Origin of the sequence: Psychrobacter sp. JCM 18900, assembly GCF_904846625.1 — a bacterium.
Classification (GTDB): domain Bacteria; phylum Pseudomonadota; class Gammaproteobacteria; order Pseudomonadales; family Moraxellaceae; genus Psychrobacter.
The window spans coordinates 93,525-114,021 of the sequence record NZ_CAJHBL010000002.1 but is presented as its reverse complement, the minus strand read 5'-3'; the positions used below and the strand labels follow the sequence as shown (position 1 = coordinate 114,021).

General features: G+C 43.1%; 18 protein-coding genes. 7 read left to right on the top strand and 11 right to left on the bottom strand.

What is annotated here, in order from left to right; all coding sequences use genetic code 11:
* Nucleotides 1-441 precede the first annotated feature (441 nt).
* The 4 genes from JMX96_RS03420 to JMX96_RS03405 all read right to left on the bottom strand — a co-directional run bounded on the left by JMX96_RS03420 (nt 442) and on the right by JMX96_RS03405 (nt 4,852).
* Nucleotides 442-1,104, bottom strand: a complete 663-nt coding sequence (locus JMX96_RS03420; RefSeq protein WP_201567349.1) for a glutathione S-transferase family protein — start codon at nt 1,102-1,104, stop codon at nt 442-444.
* A gap of 219 nt (nt 1,105-1,323) precedes the next feature.
* The gene (locus JMX96_RS03415; RefSeq protein WP_201567348.1) at nt 1,324-1,962 is read right to left on the bottom strand and encodes a peroxiredoxin; all 639 of its coding nucleotides are present in this window, start codon (nt 1,960-1,962) and stop codon (nt 1,324-1,326) included.
* Nucleotides 1,963-2,205: 243 nt separating this feature from the next.
* Nucleotides 2,206-2,949, bottom strand: a complete 744-nt coding sequence (locus tag JMX96_RS03410) for a phospholipase D family protein (RefSeq protein WP_201567347.1) — start codon at nt 2,947-2,949, stop codon at nt 2,206-2,208.
* Nucleotides 2,950-3,112: 163 nt separating this feature from the next.
* Nucleotides 3,113-4,852, bottom strand: coding sequence for a glutamine--tRNA ligase/YqeY domain fusion protein (locus JMX96_RS03405; protein WP_201567346.1), 1,740 nt, complete (start codon nt 4,850-4,852; stop codon nt 3,113-3,115).
* Between the two features lie 293 nt (nt 4,853-5,145).
* On the opposite strand from JMX96_RS03405, the gene JMX96_RS03400 reads away from it, so the two are divergent.
* Both JMX96_RS03400 and JMX96_RS03395 read left to right on the top strand, forming a co-directional pair.
* Nucleotides 5,146-5,661, top strand: coding sequence for a peptidylprolyl isomerase (locus JMX96_RS03400; protein WP_057760980.1), 516 nt, complete (start codon nt 5,146-5,148; stop codon nt 5,659-5,661).
* Nucleotides 5,662-5,784: 123 nt separating this feature from the next.
* Nucleotides 5,785-6,669, top strand: coding sequence for a UDP-2,3-diacylglucosamine diphosphatase (locus tag JMX96_RS03395; protein ID WP_201567345.1), 885 nt, complete (start codon nt 5,785-5,787; stop codon nt 6,667-6,669).
* A 118-nt stretch (nt 6,670-6,787) separates the two neighbouring features.
* Here JMX96_RS03395 and orn read toward each other — a convergent pair whose 3' ends face one another.
* Nucleotides 6,788-7,375 carry an oligoribonuclease gene (gene orn, locus JMX96_RS03390; protein WP_057760984.1) on the bottom strand — a complete coding sequence of 196 codons (588 nt, stop codon included), beginning with the start codon at nt 7,373-7,375 and terminating at the stop codon, nt 6,788-6,790.
* 230 nt (nt 7,376-7,605) lie between these two features.
* Here orn and rsgA point away from each other — a divergent pair, with 230 nt between their 5' ends.
* From rsgA to secB, 4 genes are all read left to right on the top strand, one after another.
* A complete protein-coding gene (rsgA, locus tag JMX96_RS03385) occupies nt 7,606-8,709 on the top strand; it encodes a ribosome small subunit-dependent GTPase A (protein WP_201567344.1) in 1,104 nt (367 codons plus the stop codon).
* Nucleotides 8,710-8,930: 221 nt separating this feature from the next.
* Entirely contained in the window at nt 8,931-9,386 is a 456-nt protein-coding gene (locus JMX96_RS03380) for a rhodanese-like domain-containing protein (protein ID WP_201567342.1), read from the top strand.
* A gap of 350 nt (nt 9,387-9,736) precedes the next feature.
* Complete coding sequence (grxC, locus tag JMX96_RS03375; protein WP_021813631.1) at nt 9,737-10,000, top strand: glutaredoxin 3; 264 nt, start codon at nt 9,737-9,739, stop codon at nt 9,998-10,000.
* 181 nt (nt 10,001-10,181) lie between these two features.
* Complete coding sequence (secB, locus tag JMX96_RS03370) at nt 10,182-10,634, top strand: protein-export chaperone SecB (protein WP_057760989.1); 453 nt, start codon at nt 10,182-10,184, stop codon at nt 10,632-10,634.
* A gap of 194 nt (nt 10,635-10,828) precedes the next feature.
* Here secB and adk read toward each other — a convergent pair whose 3' ends face one another.
* From adk to JMX96_RS03340, 6 genes are all read right to left on the bottom strand, one after another.
* Nucleotides 10,829-11,482 carry an adenylate kinase gene (gene adk, locus JMX96_RS03365; protein ID WP_180952604.1) on the bottom strand — a complete coding sequence of 218 codons (654 nt, stop codon included), beginning with the start codon at nt 11,480-11,482 and terminating at the stop codon, nt 10,829-10,831.
* 335 nt (nt 11,483-11,817) lie between these two features.
* Nucleotides 11,818-13,098 carry a c-type cytochrome biogenesis protein CcmI gene (gene ccmI, locus JMX96_RS03360; protein ID WP_201567340.1) on the bottom strand — a complete coding sequence of 427 codons (1,281 nt, stop codon included), beginning with the start codon at nt 13,096-13,098 and terminating at the stop codon, nt 11,818-11,820.
* Nucleotides 13,095-13,583 carry a cytochrome c-type biogenesis protein gene (locus tag JMX96_RS03355; RefSeq protein WP_379545001.1) on the bottom strand — a complete coding sequence of 163 codons (489 nt, stop codon included), beginning with the start codon at nt 13,581-13,583 and terminating at the stop codon, nt 13,095-13,097. Before JMX96_RS03355 ends, ccmI begins: the two co-directional genes overlap by 4 nt.
* Nucleotides 13,584-13,648: 65 nt before the next feature.
* Nucleotides 13,649-14,326: a DsbE family thiol:disulfide interchange protein gene (locus tag JMX96_RS03350; RefSeq protein WP_201567338.1), complete on the bottom strand. Its 678-nt coding sequence runs from the start codon at nt 14,324-14,326 to the stop codon at nt 13,649-13,651.
* Nucleotide 14,327: 1 nt separating this feature from the next.
* Complete coding sequence (locus tag JMX96_RS03345) at nt 14,328-16,358, bottom strand: heme lyase CcmF/NrfE family subunit (RefSeq protein WP_201567337.1); 2,031 nt, start codon at nt 16,356-16,358, stop codon at nt 14,328-14,330.
* Nucleotides 16,359-16,638: 280 nt separating this feature from the next.
* Entirely contained in the window at nt 16,639-17,973 is a 1,335-nt protein-coding gene (locus JMX96_RS03340) for a hypothetical protein (RefSeq protein WP_102093742.1), read from the bottom strand.
* Between the two features lie 494 nt (nt 17,974-18,467).
* Between JMX96_RS03340 and mrdA the strand changes: the two genes are divergently transcribed.
* Nucleotides 18,468-20,453, top strand: coding sequence for a penicillin-binding protein 2 (gene mrdA / locus JMX96_RS03335; protein WP_201567336.1), 1,986 nt, complete (start codon nt 18,468-18,470; stop codon nt 20,451-20,453).
* Nucleotides 20,454-20,497: the final 44 nt, after the last annotated feature.

The window sequence follows — 20,497 nt, the reverse complement described above, 5'->3', positions numbered from 1 at the left end:
TCTATATTTTAAAAAACCTATTCAAAAGAAGTCACAATTTAAAAGCATTCCTCTTAAATAAACGTTTTAAAAACATAATTGATATAACTAAGCTAGATTACCCACTATAACCTTGGCACTATTAACCTATGTAACGAAATGTTGATTTTTATTATATTTCATAAAAAAACAGCTAACGATTGAGGTTAGCTGTTTTGCTTTATAGCGATCAATTTATCGGATAGGTTAATAGATAAATTTTATGATTTAAACTATTTTTCTACGGCGTGTCCTCATTTTAAAAATGGTGATAAAAATGAGATAAATGGCAGTCAAACAAGGAAAATAGCGCAGATAATATCGAGACATTAGTCAGCTATTTGACGCCATTTGGCAAGATTTAGCCATTTTTAACCCATTTAGATAACTATCGATTGAATTGAGGACACGCCCTAGAACCTTTTAGTCATTCATACTTGCAGGTTTGGCTTTAGCCATATTTTTAATACTGAAGCGTTCATTCATCTTTTGATAAAAACGAGCCAAGTTTTCGCCTTGCTCATTAGGATTAATTTTCAATACTTTACCAAAATCCAAGCTGAGATATAGGACTATATCCGCAAAACTTAATTGCTCACCTACTAGGTATTCACGACCTTCTAATATCGTCTCAAAATATGCCATGGCTTTAACAGCACGAGCAATTGATGGTGCGACGAACTCTGGCACTTGCTCAACACGTTGTGCTTTAGATGGATGACTGTGCTGAAATGCGAGCATCAAGTTATACATCACCTCAAACTCTGCAACACGGCGCATAGAGCAAACTTGCGCACGCTGTACCACATCATTACCCATGACTGAACGCTCACCGTAAACGCGATCCAGATACTCACAAACTGCCTGAGAATCATTTAATACGGTACCATCATCTAAGGTCAAAACAGGTACGGTCTGCATCGGATTCATTTGCGTAAAGGCTTCTGACATTTGCTCATTTGCCGCAAAATCAATATCGATCACATCGACATCATCCATATCATCGACATCGATACCTTTTGAAGCCAATAAGATAAGCGCTTTACGCGGATTGGGCGCTGTACGGGTAATATATAGTTTTTTCATAGCAAACTCCTTGTAAGAATGATTGGACAGCAATTTGACGCTGATACGCTTTATTATGGTTGTTGTACTGATAAGCACAAATATTGATACGCTATACCACAGTTATAGCCTAATCTGGCCATCATGGCAAAGTGTTATTAATCATAAAGTAGAAATAATAAAAGCCCCATAACCTTGAGTCATGGGGCTTTATTTAATCACATTTATACATCAGTCTAATTATTTGTTTGGTGCAGGTGTGGTGCGTAAATACGGCTTAATCTCTTTATGTCCTTTTGGATATTTTGCAGCGATATCTTCATTTTTCACACTTGGTGGAATGATTACGTCATCACCATCTTTCCAGTCTACAGGTGTCGCAATGTTATACTCATCCGACAACTGTAGTGCGTCAATTACGCGAATAATTTCATCAAAGTTACGGCCACAGCTAGCAGGATATGTCAGCGTTAGACGGATTTTTTTGCTTGGATCAATGATAAAGACGCTACGTACTGTATGAGTGCTGTCGGCATTAGGATGCATCATGTCATATAGCTCAGCGATTTCTTTATTAGGATCAGCGATGATTGGGAAGTTCATATCTGTGCCTTGAGTCTCACCGATATCGCTCGCCCACGCTTTGTGATCTTCTAGGCTATCAACAGAAATACAAATCGGCTTTACATTGCGCTTTTGGAACTCGCCATTTAATGCAGCGGCGCGACCAAGCTCAGTGGTACATACTGGCGTAAAATCTGCTGGATGCGAGAAGAAAACAACCCAATGATCACCTGCCCACTCGTGAAAATTGATGTCACCTTCTGTGGTTGTAGCGTCAAAATTTGGTGCGGTATCACCTAAACGTAAATGTGCCATGCTTGATTCCTTAGCTATGTGAATGAACGCTTATATCGACACGTCGGCCTCGCGTTCTATTATTATCATCGACGTGCTCAGTTATCAAATATAACATAAAGCACATCCGTAAAAACTGACTTTATCTTAACAAACTGGTTATGAATGTCTTGTGACGGATTGTAATGCGGTTATTCCTTTTACCTCTAAGCTGATGGACAAATTTTCTAATGAATTTTATGGACCAGCAGCTTTGTTAAATAATTAAACCACCATCCCTGCATCCCATAAGCAAAACTCGCCAAACTTACCCTTTTTACTGGTACCACCAGCTGCGCGTCCAGCATCAGTCAATACTAGCTCACCATCTTGCGATTGTAGGTAACCCGCTGCAAGCAGCTTTTCATTCAACTCTTGAGTTTTAAAGCCCAACTCTTTAGCAAGCTTGGCGGTGGTCAGTTTAGAATAATTGGGTGTGGTTTCTGTCGTAGAGTTACCATTTACGTTGGTAGTAGAGTTTGTTGTTTTGGTACTAGGCTCAGACTTACTTTCAGTTTCGGTCACTTTTTCAAGGGACATTCTCACTTCATCACTGATACGAATGATGCGCTGCGCTTCCTCATAAGTGTCGGCATAAAGTTTGGCATCATCATTACGATAAATCAGTACACCCATCTCATTGTTATTAACTTGGCTAAATTCATAAAGATTTAAACTGGTAATAATGCATTCATTTTCATTCAGGTAGCATTTCGCATGTAAATTTTTGCAAAAGCTAGTACGAATAAAGGTCAGGTTTTTGAGCCAGTTTATTTCTTCAGGGTGTAAATCATTCTTACCATAAACAATGCGAATGTCGATCTTGAGGCGGTTGCGGTCTTCCAATAACTCTTTGATACGTTCATTAAGCTTCAAGTATGGGCTAATAATAATCAACCTGTCAGAAGCATTTTTAATCAACTCTTCTAAATGATACGTTGTACCACTGCTGTTTAGAAACTTTGCCATTCTTATTTCCTCAAATCTTACTATGCTTAACTTTATAACTGCACATAAAAAAGCCCATTCCTAGCGTACTAGAAATGGGCTAACTTGCAAACTACTATTGTTCAGTATTATTTCAAAATATCCATTTGGATAAGGATACTTTTAAATACTAAGCCAATATAAATTAAGCTGGCTTATAGCTATCACGTAAGCTAACGATTTGGTTAAAGACTGGCTTATCCGTGCTGTGATCTTCGCTATCAGATATGAAATAACCTTCACGCTCAAACTGGAAACGCGTGCCAGCATCTGCATTGACCAAAGATGGCTCAACTACTGCATTTAACTCAGTGAGCGAGTTCGGGTTTAGCGCTTGATGAACATCAGCGACGCCACTTGGGTTCTCAGCACTGAATAGCTGCTCATACATACGCACAGTCGCTGGTACGCCTTGACTGGCTGATACCCAATGAATCACGCCTTTGACCTTGCGGCCTTCAGGGTTGTTGCCCAAAGTAGCAGGGTCAATCGTCGCTTTTAGCTCAACGACATTACCATTTTCATCAGTGATATGTTCAGTGACGGCTAGCACATAAGTATTACGCAGACGAATCTCTGGCTTTTCTGGAGAGAGACGCTTATAGCCTGCTGGCGGTTCAATCTCGTAATCACCTTGATCGATGTATAGCGTCTCGGTAAACGGAATTTCACGCTCACCCATATCGACGTTAGGATGGTTCGGCTGAGTCAACCAAAGCGTCTGAGTCGCATCGTCAAAACGTGCATTAACGCTATCAGCTTTTTGCGACTTCCAACTGCTGACCGCTTCGCTAAAGTTAGTGATAGTCACTTTCAATGGCTTTAGTACCGCCATACCGCGACCAGTTGTCGTCTCTAACGATTGACGAACGCTAAATTCTAGCAAACGGAAATCAACCACACTATCCGCTTTGGTCACACCCACACGCTCACAAAAATCACGCAAACCTTCTGGCGTATAACCACGGCGACGCATGCCAGCGACGGTCGGCATACGAGGATCATTCCAACCACTAACGATACCTTCATCTACCAGTTGCTTTAGCTTACGTTTACTGGTCAATGTATGGTCAACATTTAAGCGGCTAAACTCATACTGACGTGGTGGTACGTCAAAGCCGATTTTTTCGATGACCCAATCATAGAATGGACGATGATCTTCAAACTCAAGCGTACATAATGAATGGGTAATCCCTTCTAACGCATCCGAGAGTGGATGAGCAAAGTCATACATCGGATAGATGCACCATTTATCACCAGTCTGATGATGCTCTTGATGCATCACGCGATAGATGACAGGATCACGTAGGTTCATATTTGGGCTAGCCATATCAATCTTGGCACGCAAAATAGCCTTCCCTTCAGCGTATTTACCATCTTTCATATCGTTGAAAAGGGCTAGGTTTTCTTCAACACTGGCATCACGATATGGTGAAGGCGTTCCGGCTTCATTGAATGAACCACGGTTTTCTTTGATTTGCTCAGGGGTTTGCAAATCAACATAAGCGTCGCCTTGCTCAATCAACTGAATTGCCCATGCATGCAATTGATCAAAATAACCTGAGGCATGATGCGCCTCGCCTGCCCACTCAAAACCTAACCACTGCACATCGTTCTTAATATTGTCGATGTAATCTTGCTTTTCAGCGGTTGGGTTGGTGTCATCAAAACGCAGGTTGCACACACCGCCGAACTCTTTAGCCACACCAAAGTTTAAGCAGATAGATTTTACGTGACCTAAATGCAAGTAGCCATTTGGCTCAGGCGGAAAGCGCGTTACAATTTGCTGATATTTTTGCGCATTAACATCGTCACGAATGATATTACGAATAAAATCGTTTTTTGCTTCGTCTTTTTGTGCATTGTTGCTTGAGTGATCACTCATCGGGCATTGCTCCTAACGCAAATTGTCAGTTCATGGTGCGTGCCATCACGCATCACGAAACGTTTAAACTAAAGTGTTAAAATAAAACGAGAATATTAAAACCTAGATAGTGCGACCGCATTATCAAAATTTGTCAAAAATGGGTAAAGTTGCGTTATTCTATCAGGTTTCGCAAACGCATTAACAGCCTGATACATGACACGGGATAAAAAAGCCGTTAGACTACCCGTAACTTTTTAACCACCACTCACAATAGTGCTATTTAAGGCGCTGCAATCAAAAAGGAATATCCCATGGTAGACATGCCACCAGTAGTAGAACTTGAAACCAATATGGGTGCGATCGTTATCGAACTCAACGAAGAAAAAGCACCAAAAACCGTAGAAAACTTTTTAAACTACGTAAAATCTGGTCAGTATGACGGTACAATTTTCCATCGCATCATTGATGGTTTCATGATTCAAGGCGGCGGAATGGACGCTGAGATGAATGAAAAACCAACCAATGCGCCTATCGAAAATGAAGCGGACAATGGTCTAAAAAATGACAAAGGTACTATCGCAATGGCGCGTACCCAAGATCCGCATTCAGCAACTAGCCAGTTCTTCATTAATGTAAAAGACAACGACTTCCTAAACCACTCTGGCAAAAACATGCAAGGTTGGGGTTATACCGTATTTGGTAAAGTAACAAGCGGTATGGACGTTATCGAAAAAATGCGCAGCGTACCAACTGGTCGTTTTGGCATGCATGCTGATGTGCCAAAAGAGCCAGTTGTTATCAACTCAGCAACCATCATTACTCAGTAATATTCATTCAACAGCAGCTAGTCAGTAATAGTTACTTAGCGATAGCTGTGAATGAGCGAGCATTTTTTAGTAGAATTTATTAAGTAATGCTCGCTATACGATAAGTCACGAGGACCAAGATAAATGCAAAGTTTTAATCACTTAATCACGACCCGCCCTCACCAAGTGCGGCAAGTATTGATTAGCGATTTGCATTTATCGCCTCAGGAGCCTGCCTTAGTGCAGGCTTTTTTGGCGCTATTAGATGACTGTCTTGCCCTACCTGCACTAAAACGCCTCTTTATATTGGGTGATTGGTTTGAGGTATGGCTAGGTGATGATACTTACTTATCCCTATTAGAAGAGAAAAGGTCAGAGGATGAACAAATAACGCATTGGCTAACCCCATTGATTGCGAAGTTAAAACAGTTACGTATCAATGGCTGTGAGATATTGGTCATGCATGGCAATCGTGACTTCTTGTTGGGTCAGCCATTCTGTAATCTGTTCGGCGGTGAGCTAATCAGCGAGCCGTATACTTTGCCTATTGGTCAGCAGAATTATCGCTTAGAACACGGTGACGCACTCTGTACTGATGATAAAAAATATCAGTTTTTTCGTAAAATCATGCGCAACCGTTTAACTCAGTGGTATTTGCTTAATAAGTCATTAGAAAAACGCTTAGCCATCGCAGACAACATGCGCAAAAAAAGCCAGCAGAACAATGCGAACAAAGCTGCGCATATCATGGACGTGAATGATAAAGCCGTACGTCAAGCCATTACTACTAGCGATGCATTATTACACGGACATACTCATCGTCCAGACATTCATCAGGCGACTGATGATAAAAAGCGCTACGTGCTTGGTGACTGGCGCTTGATAGATACCGACACACGCCAGCCGAAAGTCAGTGCTGTGATTGGTGCAGTAACAGGCGACGAGCATTCAAATGACGGTTTTAGTAGTAACGATTTAAGCAGTAATGCTGCTGAGTTTGGATTGTTTAAGTTTACAATGCTTGTTTGACTTGATCGTTGAACCTATCTAGAAAACAAAAGGGTCTGTTGAAATATCAACAGACCCTTTTTATTTTTACTACAATTCTTTTACTACACTTTTAAATAGCTTATCTCTTGCCAGTTTTTTAAGGTATTAGCTTAAAGAAATGTTGACGATAGTGCTTTAGCTCACGGATAGAGTCACGAATATCGTCTAAGGCTAAATGACTGCCACCTTTTTCGAAGTTCTTTAAGATATCAGGACGCCAGCGGAAACAAAGCTCTTTAATTGATGACACATCAAGATTGCGATAATGAAAGAACCGCTCAAGTTCTGGCATTTGGCGCGCCATAAATCGACGATCTTGGCAAATAGAGTTACCGCACATTGGCGACTTACCACTATCGACCCACTTATTCAAAAACTTAATAGTCTCAGCTTCGGCTTCTGCCAATGTCACTGTACTACGACGCACACGATCGACCAATCCTGATTGACCATGCTGCTTGGTATTCCAGTCATCCATTTTGTTTAAGACTTGATCTGATACCTTGATAGCAAACACAGGCCCTTCAGCAAGTACATTCAAATCTTCGTCAGTAACGACAGTAGCAATCTCGATAATCTCATCGTTTAAGGTATCAAGTCCGGTCATTTCTAAATCAATCCACACCAGCCCTTTTTTGCCTTGATTTTTGATTTTAATCTTGTTGGGATGGTCACCGGTAGTCATACAATATCCTATGGTCATTAAATTTTGGGACAGTTTTAAACATAATTTAAAAAACGTATTGCGGTTGAATACTCATATTCAGACAGCATTGCAATGCACTGATTGATTCAAAAAATCTAGCAAGCAGCCAAAATATTACAAAACCCCTGTCTGCCGCAGACGCTTTAGGCTGTATGTTAGCAAATTTTCACGCTACACTTAGCAATATTTTTATAATAGGTCAAAAACCCATGGCATTAATCCGGCAACGCAAACTGACTAAACAACAGATTCGTCGCATCGACAAGCAGCAACTGTCCAATCAAGATAGTATTGATGACAGTTTGATGGATGGCGTGGTCATGGCGCATTACGGTAAGCAACTAGAAGTACAAGTCACTAGCCTGCCAGCTGTCATACCTGAGCAGCCAGAGATTGCCCCTGATGATCCTGAGCCGTTTTGGCAAACGCTTGAATTGAATGATATCTGGCGCTGTCATGTGCGTACCAATCTACCGATGCTAGCTGCTGGCGATCAAGTACGCTGGAATGCTGACTCTAATACTGGCTTTGGTCGTATCGAAGCGGTCAAGCCGCGTACATCGCTGGTTTCTCGTCCTGACCGCTATCATAAGCTCAAACCTGTTGCCGCGAATGTCGATATTTTGGCGATTGTTTTTGCGCCATTGCCTGCCGCTGCGCCAACGCTGATCGATCGCTATCTTGTGGTATGCCATCATGCAGGGGTCAAACCACTGTTGGTACTCAACAAAGCCGACTTATTGGCAGCAGAAAACGGTGTGGATACCAATGAGCTATTGGCGCAGTATGCCGCGCTTGGTTATGAAAGTGTTCTAACTTCGGTCGACTGCCCTGAAAATATCGCTGAGAGCGATGAGCAAGAAGGCCTTGATGAACTAAAGCGTTATATAGATAAAAAGCTAGTCATCTTCGCGGGTCAATCTGGCGTCGGCAAAAGCAGTTTAATCAATGCCCTTCTGCCTGACTCTGGACAGAGCGTCAATATCATCTCACAAAATTCTAAGCTCGGTCAGCACACCACGACGACCAGTAGACTGCTGCCATTTAACCCAGAAGACCTCACCCAAGGCGGTATCGTCGATACACCAGGGATTCGTGAGTATGGTATTTGGCACCTTACCCCTGACGATATTATTTCAGGCTTTGTTGAACTAGCACCATTGGCTGGTGACTGCCAATTCCGTGACTGTCGCCATACCCATAACAGCAAAGGCTGTGCACTATGGCAAGCAGTAGCGGATGGTGAAGTATTGCAGCGCCGCGTTGAAAACCTCGTCACGCTACGAGAAGAGGCAGATACGAAGCCTTATTAATATTTGGCTTGTGAGTGTCCGCCTTAATTAAACACGGTCTTGTGAATAGATATCTTTATTAAGCTAAGAAGATCCATAGATAGGTACAATAACCGCTCAATTACTGCCCGCGTCATCGCCCGTTTACTATGGATGGCCTTATCGGTATAATAGCGCCTTGTTCAATATCATTGGGCTGTCTTCTCAGCTTAATAGAACACTTATTTTTTTGGAGGTATGGTTTGGATCGTGCGCTGGAATTTGTGGGCAACCACCCGTTTTTATTTGGTATATTAGCCGTACTTGCTATACTGTTTTTTACGATTGAAAACAAACGTAGCGGTAGAAAAATATCGCCTAACACGCTTGGCATGATGGTCAACTCTCAAAACGCGCAGCTTATCGATATTCGCGCTAAGAAGAAGTTTGAATCAGGCTATATTCAAGGCAGCCGTAACATACCATTCACTGACCTCAAAGACCGCTTAGAAGAGATTCGCGCGATTGAGCAGCCAGTGATTATCATCTGCGACATGGGCGTCCAAGCAGGCGCTGCGATTCAGATGATTGGTAAAGATAGTGTCTATCGCTTAGATGGTGGTATTGGCGGCTGGCAAGGCGCTGGCATGCCGTTGGTTGGTGTAAAAGACGCCAAAGCAAAGGCTAAAGGTAAAACAAAACCGAGTCTAAGCAAGTAAGAGACCTGTATAGGCGCTTAAATAAAGCATTTATACACATCGCTTAGCTGACGTTTATGCGACCTGACTAACATTATCAGCTCTATAAAAAAGACACCTTTTTATCAGGTGTCTTTTTTTGTGGTTTATTTTTTATGTTCTATTTATCATGTTTTACAGCACTAAAATACGTTTTGAGCCAAAACGGCTTGAATTTGTTATGCACATCCCCACTTTAGTAATGAGCATCACCGAATGCATTTTTGCTTTACTCATTGATAACAGACTATACCAACGCTTAGACTATGATAATTTATCATGCTCTCTATAATACGTTTGTTATCCCATAAATTTATAAATAAGGATTTACCATGACTGTATCTGTGAAAGTTTACACTACCCCTATCTGCCCATATTGCTCAAACGCCAAACAACTACTAAAAACCAAAGGCGTTGATTATGAAGAAATCGGCATGCACGATATGAGCAGCGAAGAGCGTCAAGCGTTGATGAAAAAAACCAATAACTATCGCACTGTGCCGCAAATCTTCGTTGGTGAAACCTTTGTCGGTGGTTTTGATGAGCTCAACCAAATGAACCAACAAGGCAAGCTTGACGAGCTATTGGCAGGTTAATCTGCTACCTTTCTTTACTGTCTGTCTTTATTTATGTAAAGATAGACAGTGACAGGTTTTAATAGAGCAGTAAGAAGTAACGATAAAAAATATCGAGTTTTCGTCTCGATTTATATTACAATGAACTTTTATTAAAATGACGATTTGCCCAATCATTTGATTTAATTTTAGAGGATTTACCATGGCTGAAGAACAAGCACAACCACAATTGGCACTAGAACGCATCTACGTAAAAGACATGTCACTTGAAGTCCCAGGCGCTAGCGTATTCACCAAAGAGTGGAACCCAGAGCTTGATATCAATTTGTCTAGCAACGCTGAAAAACTAGATGACGATCATTATCAAATCATCCTAACTGTGAGCGTTACTGCCAAAAATGCGGAAGAAGCAGCATTTATCGCTGAAGTGCATCAAGCAGGTATCTTCTTACTAAAAGATATTCCAGAAGATCAAATCGGTCAAATCCTAGGCGCATACTGCCCTAATGTGTTGTTCCCATATGCTCGTGAAGTCATCAGTGACATCGTGACGCGTGGTAGCTTCCCACAATTGCTACTAGCACCTGTGAACTTTGATCAAGCATATGCACAGAGCCAACAGCAAGCACAAGTTGATGCTCAAGGTAATGCTTAAGCGCTAACCAAAAATATATGAGCTCTACCAGTCGTATATTTGATAAAAGGCCGTTTACTTATAATGAGTAAGCGGTTTTTTTGTGGGTATGTTTTTATAAGGCATAAAATCATCAGCCATAAAAAAACCCTGCTATTAAACAGGGTCTTCAACGACTACATCGACTGGCTAAATTACTTAGCTAACATCGATAATTAGCCTTTTAGTGCAGACAAAATTTGCTGCTTAACGTCATCGATACCTTGCGTACCATCAAACTTGTCATAGTTAGGCGCATCATCGCCTTCTTTAGCTTTGTCTTGGTAGAAGCCAACCAATGCTGACGTTTGCTCATGATAAGTCGATAGACGGTCACGGATAGTCGCTTCTTGGTCATCTTCACGTTGGATAAGCGCTTCACCAGTGACGTCATCGATGCCTTCAACCTTTGGTGGATTGTGATCGACATGATAAACGCGGCCTGAACCTGGATGCTGACGACGGCCAGACAAACGGCTCACGATTTCATCATCAGGTACACTGATTTCGATAACATGGTCGATAGCAACATCAGCGTCTGCAAGTGCTTGCGCTTGAGGAATAGTGCGCGGGAAGCCATCTAGGATACAACCATTCACACAATCAGGCTTAGCGATACGCTCTTTCACTAGGTTGATAATGAGGTCATCAGAAACCAAACCACCAGCATTCATGATATCTTTGGCTTTTTTGCCAAGCTCGCTACCTTCTTTAATTGCTGCACGTAGCATGTCGCCAGTTGAGATCTGTGGAATATCATATTCTTTAGAAATAAACTGGGCTTGGGTACCTTTACCGGCGCCTGGTGGTCCTAGTAAAATAATACGCATCATTACACGACTCTCCTTAATAGATAGGATTTTGGGATTAATAAAACTCTGGGATTAGTTGTTTGCAAAGCTACCTTACCTTGTGGCCCTGCAAAGCTCAAGTATTTTCATTATTGATGTGATAAGTTGGCATGACTTATCTGTTCATACATGGTCACTTCAAGATAAAAAGCAGCAGCATTGACTGCGTTTGGAGTGCCCATTTATCTTTCTGGGTTCACTTCACATCTCTATCAAATTAGAACAATCATAGCACTGTTGCTCGCGTCCATACTGAGCAACAGCGTCTATATAATAAATACCATTAGCGTCCAGTATTTATATTACTACTATGGCTATGGAACTTGCTGATTGATTTCCACGTTGACCTGATTTTGTTCTGCGCTGATAACCACTGGATTGCCTGAGAGGTCGCCTGACTCTGCGGTAGCATTGCCACTATGGCTGATACGAGCGATGACCGCTAACTGTACTTTATCAGAACGAGCCGATCCTAGGGTACGTTCTGGCATCATAGCATCAAGATCACTTAGGCTAATAACAGCTTCGCCTTGTTTGATATTGCTAATCGGTAGGCGCTTAGCAGCAAATGGTGGACCACCTTTCACGTCACGTATCGCTACAAACAGCGTATCGTCAGCTTTTACCAATGGTAACAGACTAGCATTTATTTTAATTGTCACTTCGACGCCTTCAGAGGCTTGCTGCTGCTGCATGATTACATTAGCACTAAGCTCATCTAGACTTGATAGCGCTTGCGTGTGATCGCCTGGTTTGGCCGCGATACTGTCACGCAGACGTTTAATCCAGCCTTGCGCTTGATCGAAGTTACTAGCACGTGCTTCACCCATCGCCATAAGCATTTGTGCCCCCTCATGCTCTGGGTTTGTGGCCAGTATGTTTTCTAACACTCGGCGGCTATTGGCATCTAACTGACCTTTATTAGCAAAGAAACTGATCTGCGCATAAGTGGTCGCAATCTCTTCATTATCAGGTGATAGACGATAAGCGCGCGACAACGCTTCTAATGCCGAATCAGTCGCCTCTAATGACAAGAACAGCTCCGATAGGCGCATCCAGCGATTATAGTCGCTAGCATGACGATATACATTAGTCTGCATGGCACTAATCAGCTGATTACCATCTTCAATTGCCCAAGCTGGTGGTTGATCGATTCTACCTGTCAGTAAGTCATCCGCCACTTGACCGACTTTGTCCTCGGCAGCCCAAAGCTCAAAGACAGGTGTGCGATCACCGACCATCAGATATGCCATAGCAGTTAATACAGGTACCCAAACCATAATAATCAATCGGCTTTTGATACCTGGCGTGACCATCGGTGACACTTCACGCTGAGCGTCCAAAAGCTGACGTTCAAGCTCAAGCTTCTGGTTTTGATAGTGATAATCATCAATGATACCACTGTCTTTGTCTGTTTTCAGCTCTGCTAGTCGCTCACGAAACACAGCGACGTTAATATCCAGCAGTTGATTGTCCACAGGCTTACTATGCGAACGCGGTGCTCTTAACCATGGCTTAATGGTGATAACGCCCAACAACAAAGCGACAAGTAAACTCAGCGCAATAAATAAGCCAACAGTAGAAAATATGGTCATTTTTTGCCCCCAAGGCTTGTAGTGTCGTCTTTGTCATCGTTATTGGCTCGTGACAATAAGCGATCAAGTTCTGCTTTTTCAGCGGCAGACAACGCTTTAACATGGTTGTCTACTGCTACACCACTCTCGCCGCTGGCGACAAGCTGACGGCGTTTACTTTGCCAAAACCAACCGACCAATAAAACGATCAATAATAATGGTGGGAAAAACCATAAAATCCATGTTGAAGGGCGTACTGGCGGCTTATAGCTGATAAAGTCGCCATAACGCTCTTGCATATAGGCTCGAATCTCGCCATCACTACGTCCATCTTTTATTAAGTCATAGGTTTTTTGCTTTAAGTCTTGCGCAATGGGCGCATCAGACCCTGCCAAATTTTGGTTTTGACATTTCGGGCAGCGCAGCTCTTCGATAAGACCGCGATACTGGGCTTCTTGTTGCACAGAATCAAAATCATAGACATCAATGGCAGCAAAGCTTGCCATACTGAATAGACAAGCGATAAACAAGCTTGCTAACTTTATGGTCGCATTTCTTATTTGGTAGGCTATCATTTGCACGCCTCCGCAACTTGGCTCGGATCTGGACTGACACCATTGTTACTAGCGTCGTTGAGTACCATTAAGCAAGGCGTGATACGACTTTGCCAATTGCTCTCATTGATCTCGCCGATGATATGCTGACGAATAATCCCATCACCATCGACGATGAAAGTCTCAGGTGCACCGGTCAGACCTAAGTCAAGAGCGAACTGTCCTGATAAGTCCTGAATAGACATAGAGAACGGGTCGCCACCGCGATTCAGATACCCTAACGCATCACCAATATCATCTTTGTAGTTTACGCCCACCAAGTTTACACCGCGCTCTTCTAGTTTCATTAGAAAAGGATGCTCAATGATACAAGTTGGACACCAAGAGCCCCAGATATTCATGAGGAATGGCTTATCTGGCAAGTTGTCATTGGTCATGATACGACTGGTATCTGATAACAATGGCAACTCAAAAGCAGGTACTGGACGCTCAAGCGCTGTATTGGTCACGATATCAGTCGGCTTGCCCAAACGCATATAAAGCATAGCGACCAAACCAATAAAGATAACCAGCGGAATCAAAAACCCAATTTTAAGTTTTTTCTTAGTTTTTACTTTATTGCTGCTCGCAACTTTAGGGTCGTTGACAGCCTTTTGCTGAGCTTTTTTATCAGGTTCATTGTTTGAGGTAGTCATATTAACGCTCCCCTATCTTTGTAGCTGACGTATCCAAATCTGCAACCGTCGCAAAGCCTGATTTTTTGGCCGCGATTTGTGCAGGTGTTTTGGTTTTTTTGATACGGTAACGACTGTCTAGCATGCTGAGCAAGGCACCGAACGCCATAATAAGTGCACCCAACCATATCCAGCGGATAAGCGGTTTGACATAGATACGGAAAGCCCATTCATTGCTATCTTCAGCAATTGGCTCACCAAGTGCTACGTAAACATCACGCATCAAGTTGGCATCAATGGCAGCCTCCGTCATCGGCATCATACTGATAATATAGTTACGCTTTTCAGGATATAACGTGATCACTTCTTGACCGTCTTTACTGACTGTTACTTCTGCTTGCGTAGCGTCAAAGTTACTGCCTTTTACTTCACTAAAGCCTTTTACCGTAAAGTCATAGCCTTGCACGTTGACACTGTCATTAGGCCCTAATGCCACATCGCGCTCAATGCTCAACGTACTGGTAAATGCCACACCGATAACTGCAATGATAACGCCAATATGAGCGGTCTGCTGACCCCAGTAGCTCAGACGCAACTGACGTAAACCGTTTAAACGACTCGGTGCGTTTTTGGTTTTGTCTTTGAAATCGACAACCATCCATAGCAACACCCAAAAGCTCACCGCCAATGTGACACCGATATTTAGCATCGCTGATGGACTGGTAAAATAGGTGATAATGGCGGCCAATACCAAACTGCTTACCGCGATAACCATGCCAGCACCCAATAACGGGCGACTGTCTTGTTTCCAGCGGATATTAGAGCCCATACCCATCGCCACCAGTAGCAGCCATGTCAACGGCACAAATAGAGCGTTGAAGTATGGAGGGCCAACAGATACCTGACCTAAATTAAAGGCATCAGCAATAATAGGATATAGCGTACCAAGTAGTACGACTAAGGTTGAAATTAGAATAATAACGTTGTTAATCACTAAAAATGATTCACGTGAGATAAGTCGATACTGACTCTCGACCGTCAAACGCCAACCACGTACAGCAAACATCAACAGACCACCACCGACGATAATACCGAGAATGACTAGAATCACTAGACCACGCGTCGGATCAGCGGCAAATGAATGCACTGAGGTAATGACACCTGAACGTACTAAGAACGTACCAAGCAGACTAAGCGCAAAAGCAAAGATCGCGAGCATAATCGTCCATGCTTTAAATACACCGCGTTTTTCGGTGACAGCAAGTGAATGCAGTAGCGCTGTTCCTGCCAACCATGGCATCAATGAGGCGTTCTCTACTGGATCCCAGAACCACCAACCGCCCCAGCCAAGCTCATAATAAGCCCACCACGAGCCAAGCGCGATACCGACTGTTAAGAAACCCCAAGCAGCCAATGCCCATGGACGCGACCAACGTGTCCATACCGCATCCAAACGCCCTTCCCACAGTGCTGCCATACAAAACGCAAATGGCACAACCATACCCACGTAGCCCATATAAAGCATCGGTGGGTGAATAATCAGACCAAAATCTTGCAATACAGGGTTTAGATCCGCGCCATCAACAGGTAGATTGGGTAATGTGCGATCAAATGGCGATGAGGTAAAGATAAGCATCGCTAGCATCATCATCTGCACGCCTGCCAATATCACCAGCACTCGCGCACGCATAGACAACGGCAACCCACGACTGAAGTATGAGACCAGCGCACACCAAGTGGCCATGATGGTCATCCACAATAGCAGCGAGCCTTCATGCCCGCCCCATGTCGCCGACAGCTTGTAGTACCAAGGCAGCAATGTATTGGAATGCTGAGTGACGTAGACGAGACTAAAATCGTTGTAATAAAAGCCTGCCATCAGCGCAGCAAATGAGGTAATCATTGCTGCAAATTGCGCCCATGCTAGACTTGGCGCCAAACGCTGCCAAGCGACGTGGTCACGCATGACGCCAATGGTTGGTAGTACCACCTGCAAAATCGCCAATATAAAAGCGGCCAGCAAGGCAAAATAACCCAATTCTGTGATTAACATACGGTCTAACCTTGTTTACCTTGGATACAATTAAGGGTTCACCGATGGCATTGCTAGCCACTGGCAAACGCTAATAGTCCTTTATGCGGTCATAGTTTACGGTTAAAAACTGAGGTTTCAATTGCTGTAGAAGCACATAAAACCCGCTACTATCATTGTGACGTACCAATATGAATGATTGATACAAAATGCTTATCTGTTGCTAATTTTACATTTTTTAGTTATTCAAAGCATATTCAATACAGCCGTTCATGACTAATTAAAAATACTTATTGATGCATTACTGCATCGAGGGGAAAAATACTAACACTAAATGCAACCAACCTGCTAGAAAACCAGTCAAACCACCCAAAACAATCAACGTCATCTCATCCTCGCGGAAAGCTGGACGCAACAAATTTTGAAACTCATTTGGCGTGAGCGCACGTATTCTATCGCGAAACAGACCAAATATCTTACTGGCTCGGCTTTCATTTAGCTCAGGATCTCGCAGTGGTACCATCGTTGCGACAATAGACTTGTCAATAATGGTATTTTTGAGTTGTCCATAATCACGGCGACCCAATCCCACACGTAATGTCGTACTAATCACTGGTGACTCTAGCACCGTATATAGATGCGATTTCATCAAATCACGGGTTTGCGCTGAGCGATCACCATACATCATCTCATTCATGATGTTTTCTAGAGTGACCAAATCCTTTACCACAATCTCAGCAAAAACCTCAGAAACTTCCTCTTGGCGTTTCATAAAGCCGCCTTGCAAGCGATACTTTGCGATATGCGGTATAACGGGTTTGATAAATGGAAAGCGACTCTGCACCGAAAACAGCTTTAAATAAGGTATAAAATGTGGCTCCACTGGATTAAACACCATCCAAATGGCAATCCAATTAGTGAGAAAACCCCAAATCGCGGCAAAGAACGGTACGGTCCAATGCTGCGGCACCACCAAAAATATAAACATTTGGATAATACCAAATACCAGACCAATCAAAGCACTGATGTGCCAGATAAAATCGATCTCTTTTTGTCCGACTTTTAGAAACATATTGACCATCAGGCGACGATCGTTTTCCATGGTGTTAACAATCATCTTACGCATATCGACCAAGTCTTCGACATGATAAGTCAAATCTGTCACAAGCGACTGCATAATACTAGGTAGCTCTTTATGGGCTTGCGCATAGACACGGCGCTTTAGGGCGTAAGGTAGATTGCCCCACAATGCTGGCGAGTGATCTAGCATAATCTCATCAATCAATGGCTCAAGGTTTTTGTCCACCGTATCAGTGACAAATATCGCCATTTGCTCAGGTTCCATCGCCTTAAAAAACTCATCAAGCGAACCGAGTTTTGAGAGCGTCTGGTCAACGATAACCCCTGATATCTTGCCCGCTTTGCGCGGAACAATACCTTGCCAACCGATACCTGGCAGCCCAAAAAATGGGAAGTTAGGAATACGAATACCCCAAAACTTGACCGGATAGAACAGCATCTTGAGCGCCATCCACACATGTACCCAAGTGACGAATGCCGTCACTGGTGGGATGGTCAGCATGGCAAAGAACTCTGGGTGTTCAGCTATCGTCTGCCATAATGAATTTACGTCCATGACTTATCTAGTCCCTGACAGGTTGATTGTCGTTGCTAATACTGTCGCTACTGATAACGAGACTTTAGCAAAATGAGAACGTTTCAAAAGACGCTCCGCCCATAATAACTACTATAAAATAAATCGCCTGATTTTAGCATACTTGCCATTTATTAGCACATATAGACCAGCGGCAAGTTGTGACTAAAGATGACATGATTCATATCGTCTGTTACCCAATAAAAAACTCGAATATAAGCCAGTTCTTGGTCAGTAGATAATCAAGACAAAATATATGACTGAGTACTGCGTCTGCTCATTTGTTCTGTTATAATTTGTAGTGCAATAACAAAGACTACCTGCGTATAAATGACTGCATAACGATTTCACCCCATACCCTTCTATGTGATTGAAACCATTTGCATTATCTTTTAGACTCACCGCACTTTGGTTAACCAACCTGCCCTCTTATTTTTCTTTTATTGACTCACTGACCGTTTGGGCTCTGATCTTCTATGAATAAACCGATAACTCCCAATACCGAACAGGTCAACAGTACCTTTACTAACCGTATTATTATTTTTGGGATTATAATATTGATTGGTTTGGGCGGTTTGATAACACGCTATGGGTATTTGCAAGTCTACGCTCATGATCAGTACACAACGCAAGCCGATAACAACCGTATCAAACTGATATCTGCGCCGCCTAGTCGTGGGTATATCTATGATCGTAACGGGGTAATACTGGCGGACAACCAGCCTGTATTTACAGCGATGCTCAGCCCTGATGAGGTCGAAAATCCTGAGCGCACGTTGCATCTACTCGCGCCAATTTTTGATTTAACCGATACAGATATCACTGATATCTTGGCGCGTCTAAGTAAAAATAAAAATGACCCGGTAACGATTAAGATCGATTTAACAGAAGCACAGTTGGCTCAGTTTAGTGAACGTAAGCCATTCTTCCGTGGGGTATCTATTCAGAGCAAGCTTACGCGCTCTTATCCTTATGATGAGCTGTTTGCTCATGTCATCGGCTATGTCGGACGTATCAATGACAAAGAGTCAAAGCGTATTGATAAAGACCGTTACGCTGGTACTGACTTGATTGGTAAGATTGGTATCGAAGATTACTACGAAGATATTTTGCTTGGGCAACCGGGTTATCAATCGGTAGAAACAGACGCACATGGTAATATCTTACGTCAACTGGATACCAAGCCGCCGATAGCGGGTAACGATATTACGTTGAGCTTGGATTATGGTCTGCAAACCATCGCCCAGCAGCAACTTGATGGACGCCGCGGTGCAATCGTTGCGATAGATCCCAAAAACGGTGACGTCTTGGCGTTTGTTAGTAATCCAAGCTACGACCCTAACCCTTTCATATCAGGTATCTCTTTTAAAGATTATGACGATCTGCGCGAAGATTTAGATCAGCCACTATACAATCGGGCACTCCAAGGGATGTACCCCCCTGCTTCTACTATTAAACCGTTCGAAGGTTTGGGCGGTATTCATTATGGTCTACGCGATTGGAACAGCACTATCTATGACCCTGGTTATTTTAGCTTACCTGGTGACACGCATCGATTCCGTGACTGGAAACGTGGCGGTCATGGCACGGTAGACCTCAAAAAATCCATCATGATGTCGGTCGATACGTATTACTACAAACTGGCCTACGAGATGGGCATACAACGTCTACATGATTGGATGACACGCTTTGGTTTTGGTCAACAAACAGGCATTGATTTGCCCAACGAAAAATCAGGCATCATGCCATCGCCAAAATGGAAAAAAGACACTTACGATAAAGATTGGCTACCGGGCGAAACCATCTCGGTCAGTATTGGACAAGGGTATTTCTTGGCAACGCCGCTACAGATTGCCAACGCTACAGCCATGACAGCCAGTAAAGGTCAGCACATTACCCCGCATTTATTAAAGAGCAGTGACGGTGCTGCGGACGTCAAAATCATCACTAAGCCAGATGGCAAAATAGACTACAACGGTAAGCCGTCTGACTGGCTACGAATGCATGATGCTATGGAAGACACCGTCAAAAGAGGGACAGGCCGCGGCATCTATACTCCACGCTATCGTATTGCTGGTAAAACAGGTACTGCACAGGTAAAGTCTATCGCTCAAGGCCAGCGCTATGACAAGTCGGCAATCGATAAGCGTCACTGGGATCATGCTTGGTTTAATGGTTTTGCGCCAGTAGAAGACCCGCAGATTGCCCTTGCAGTATTGGTCGAAAATGGCGGCGGTGGTAGTGCTGTTGCAGCGCCTATCGGCCGTGCTCTATTTGATTACTGGGTATTACAACGTAAGACAGATCCTGTGCTACCACCTTCTGCTGATGAGCTAAAAATTATTAAACGCCAAAAAGCTTTTGAAAAAGCCATGCGTGATGCTATTCGCGATAAAGAAGCAAAAGCATTGGAAGAAAAAGAAGCCGCGGAAGCCGAAGCGGCAGCAGCGACATCTGAGTAACTAGACGTTTAAGTGATTAATAGTATAAAAAGCAAAACCTAGCA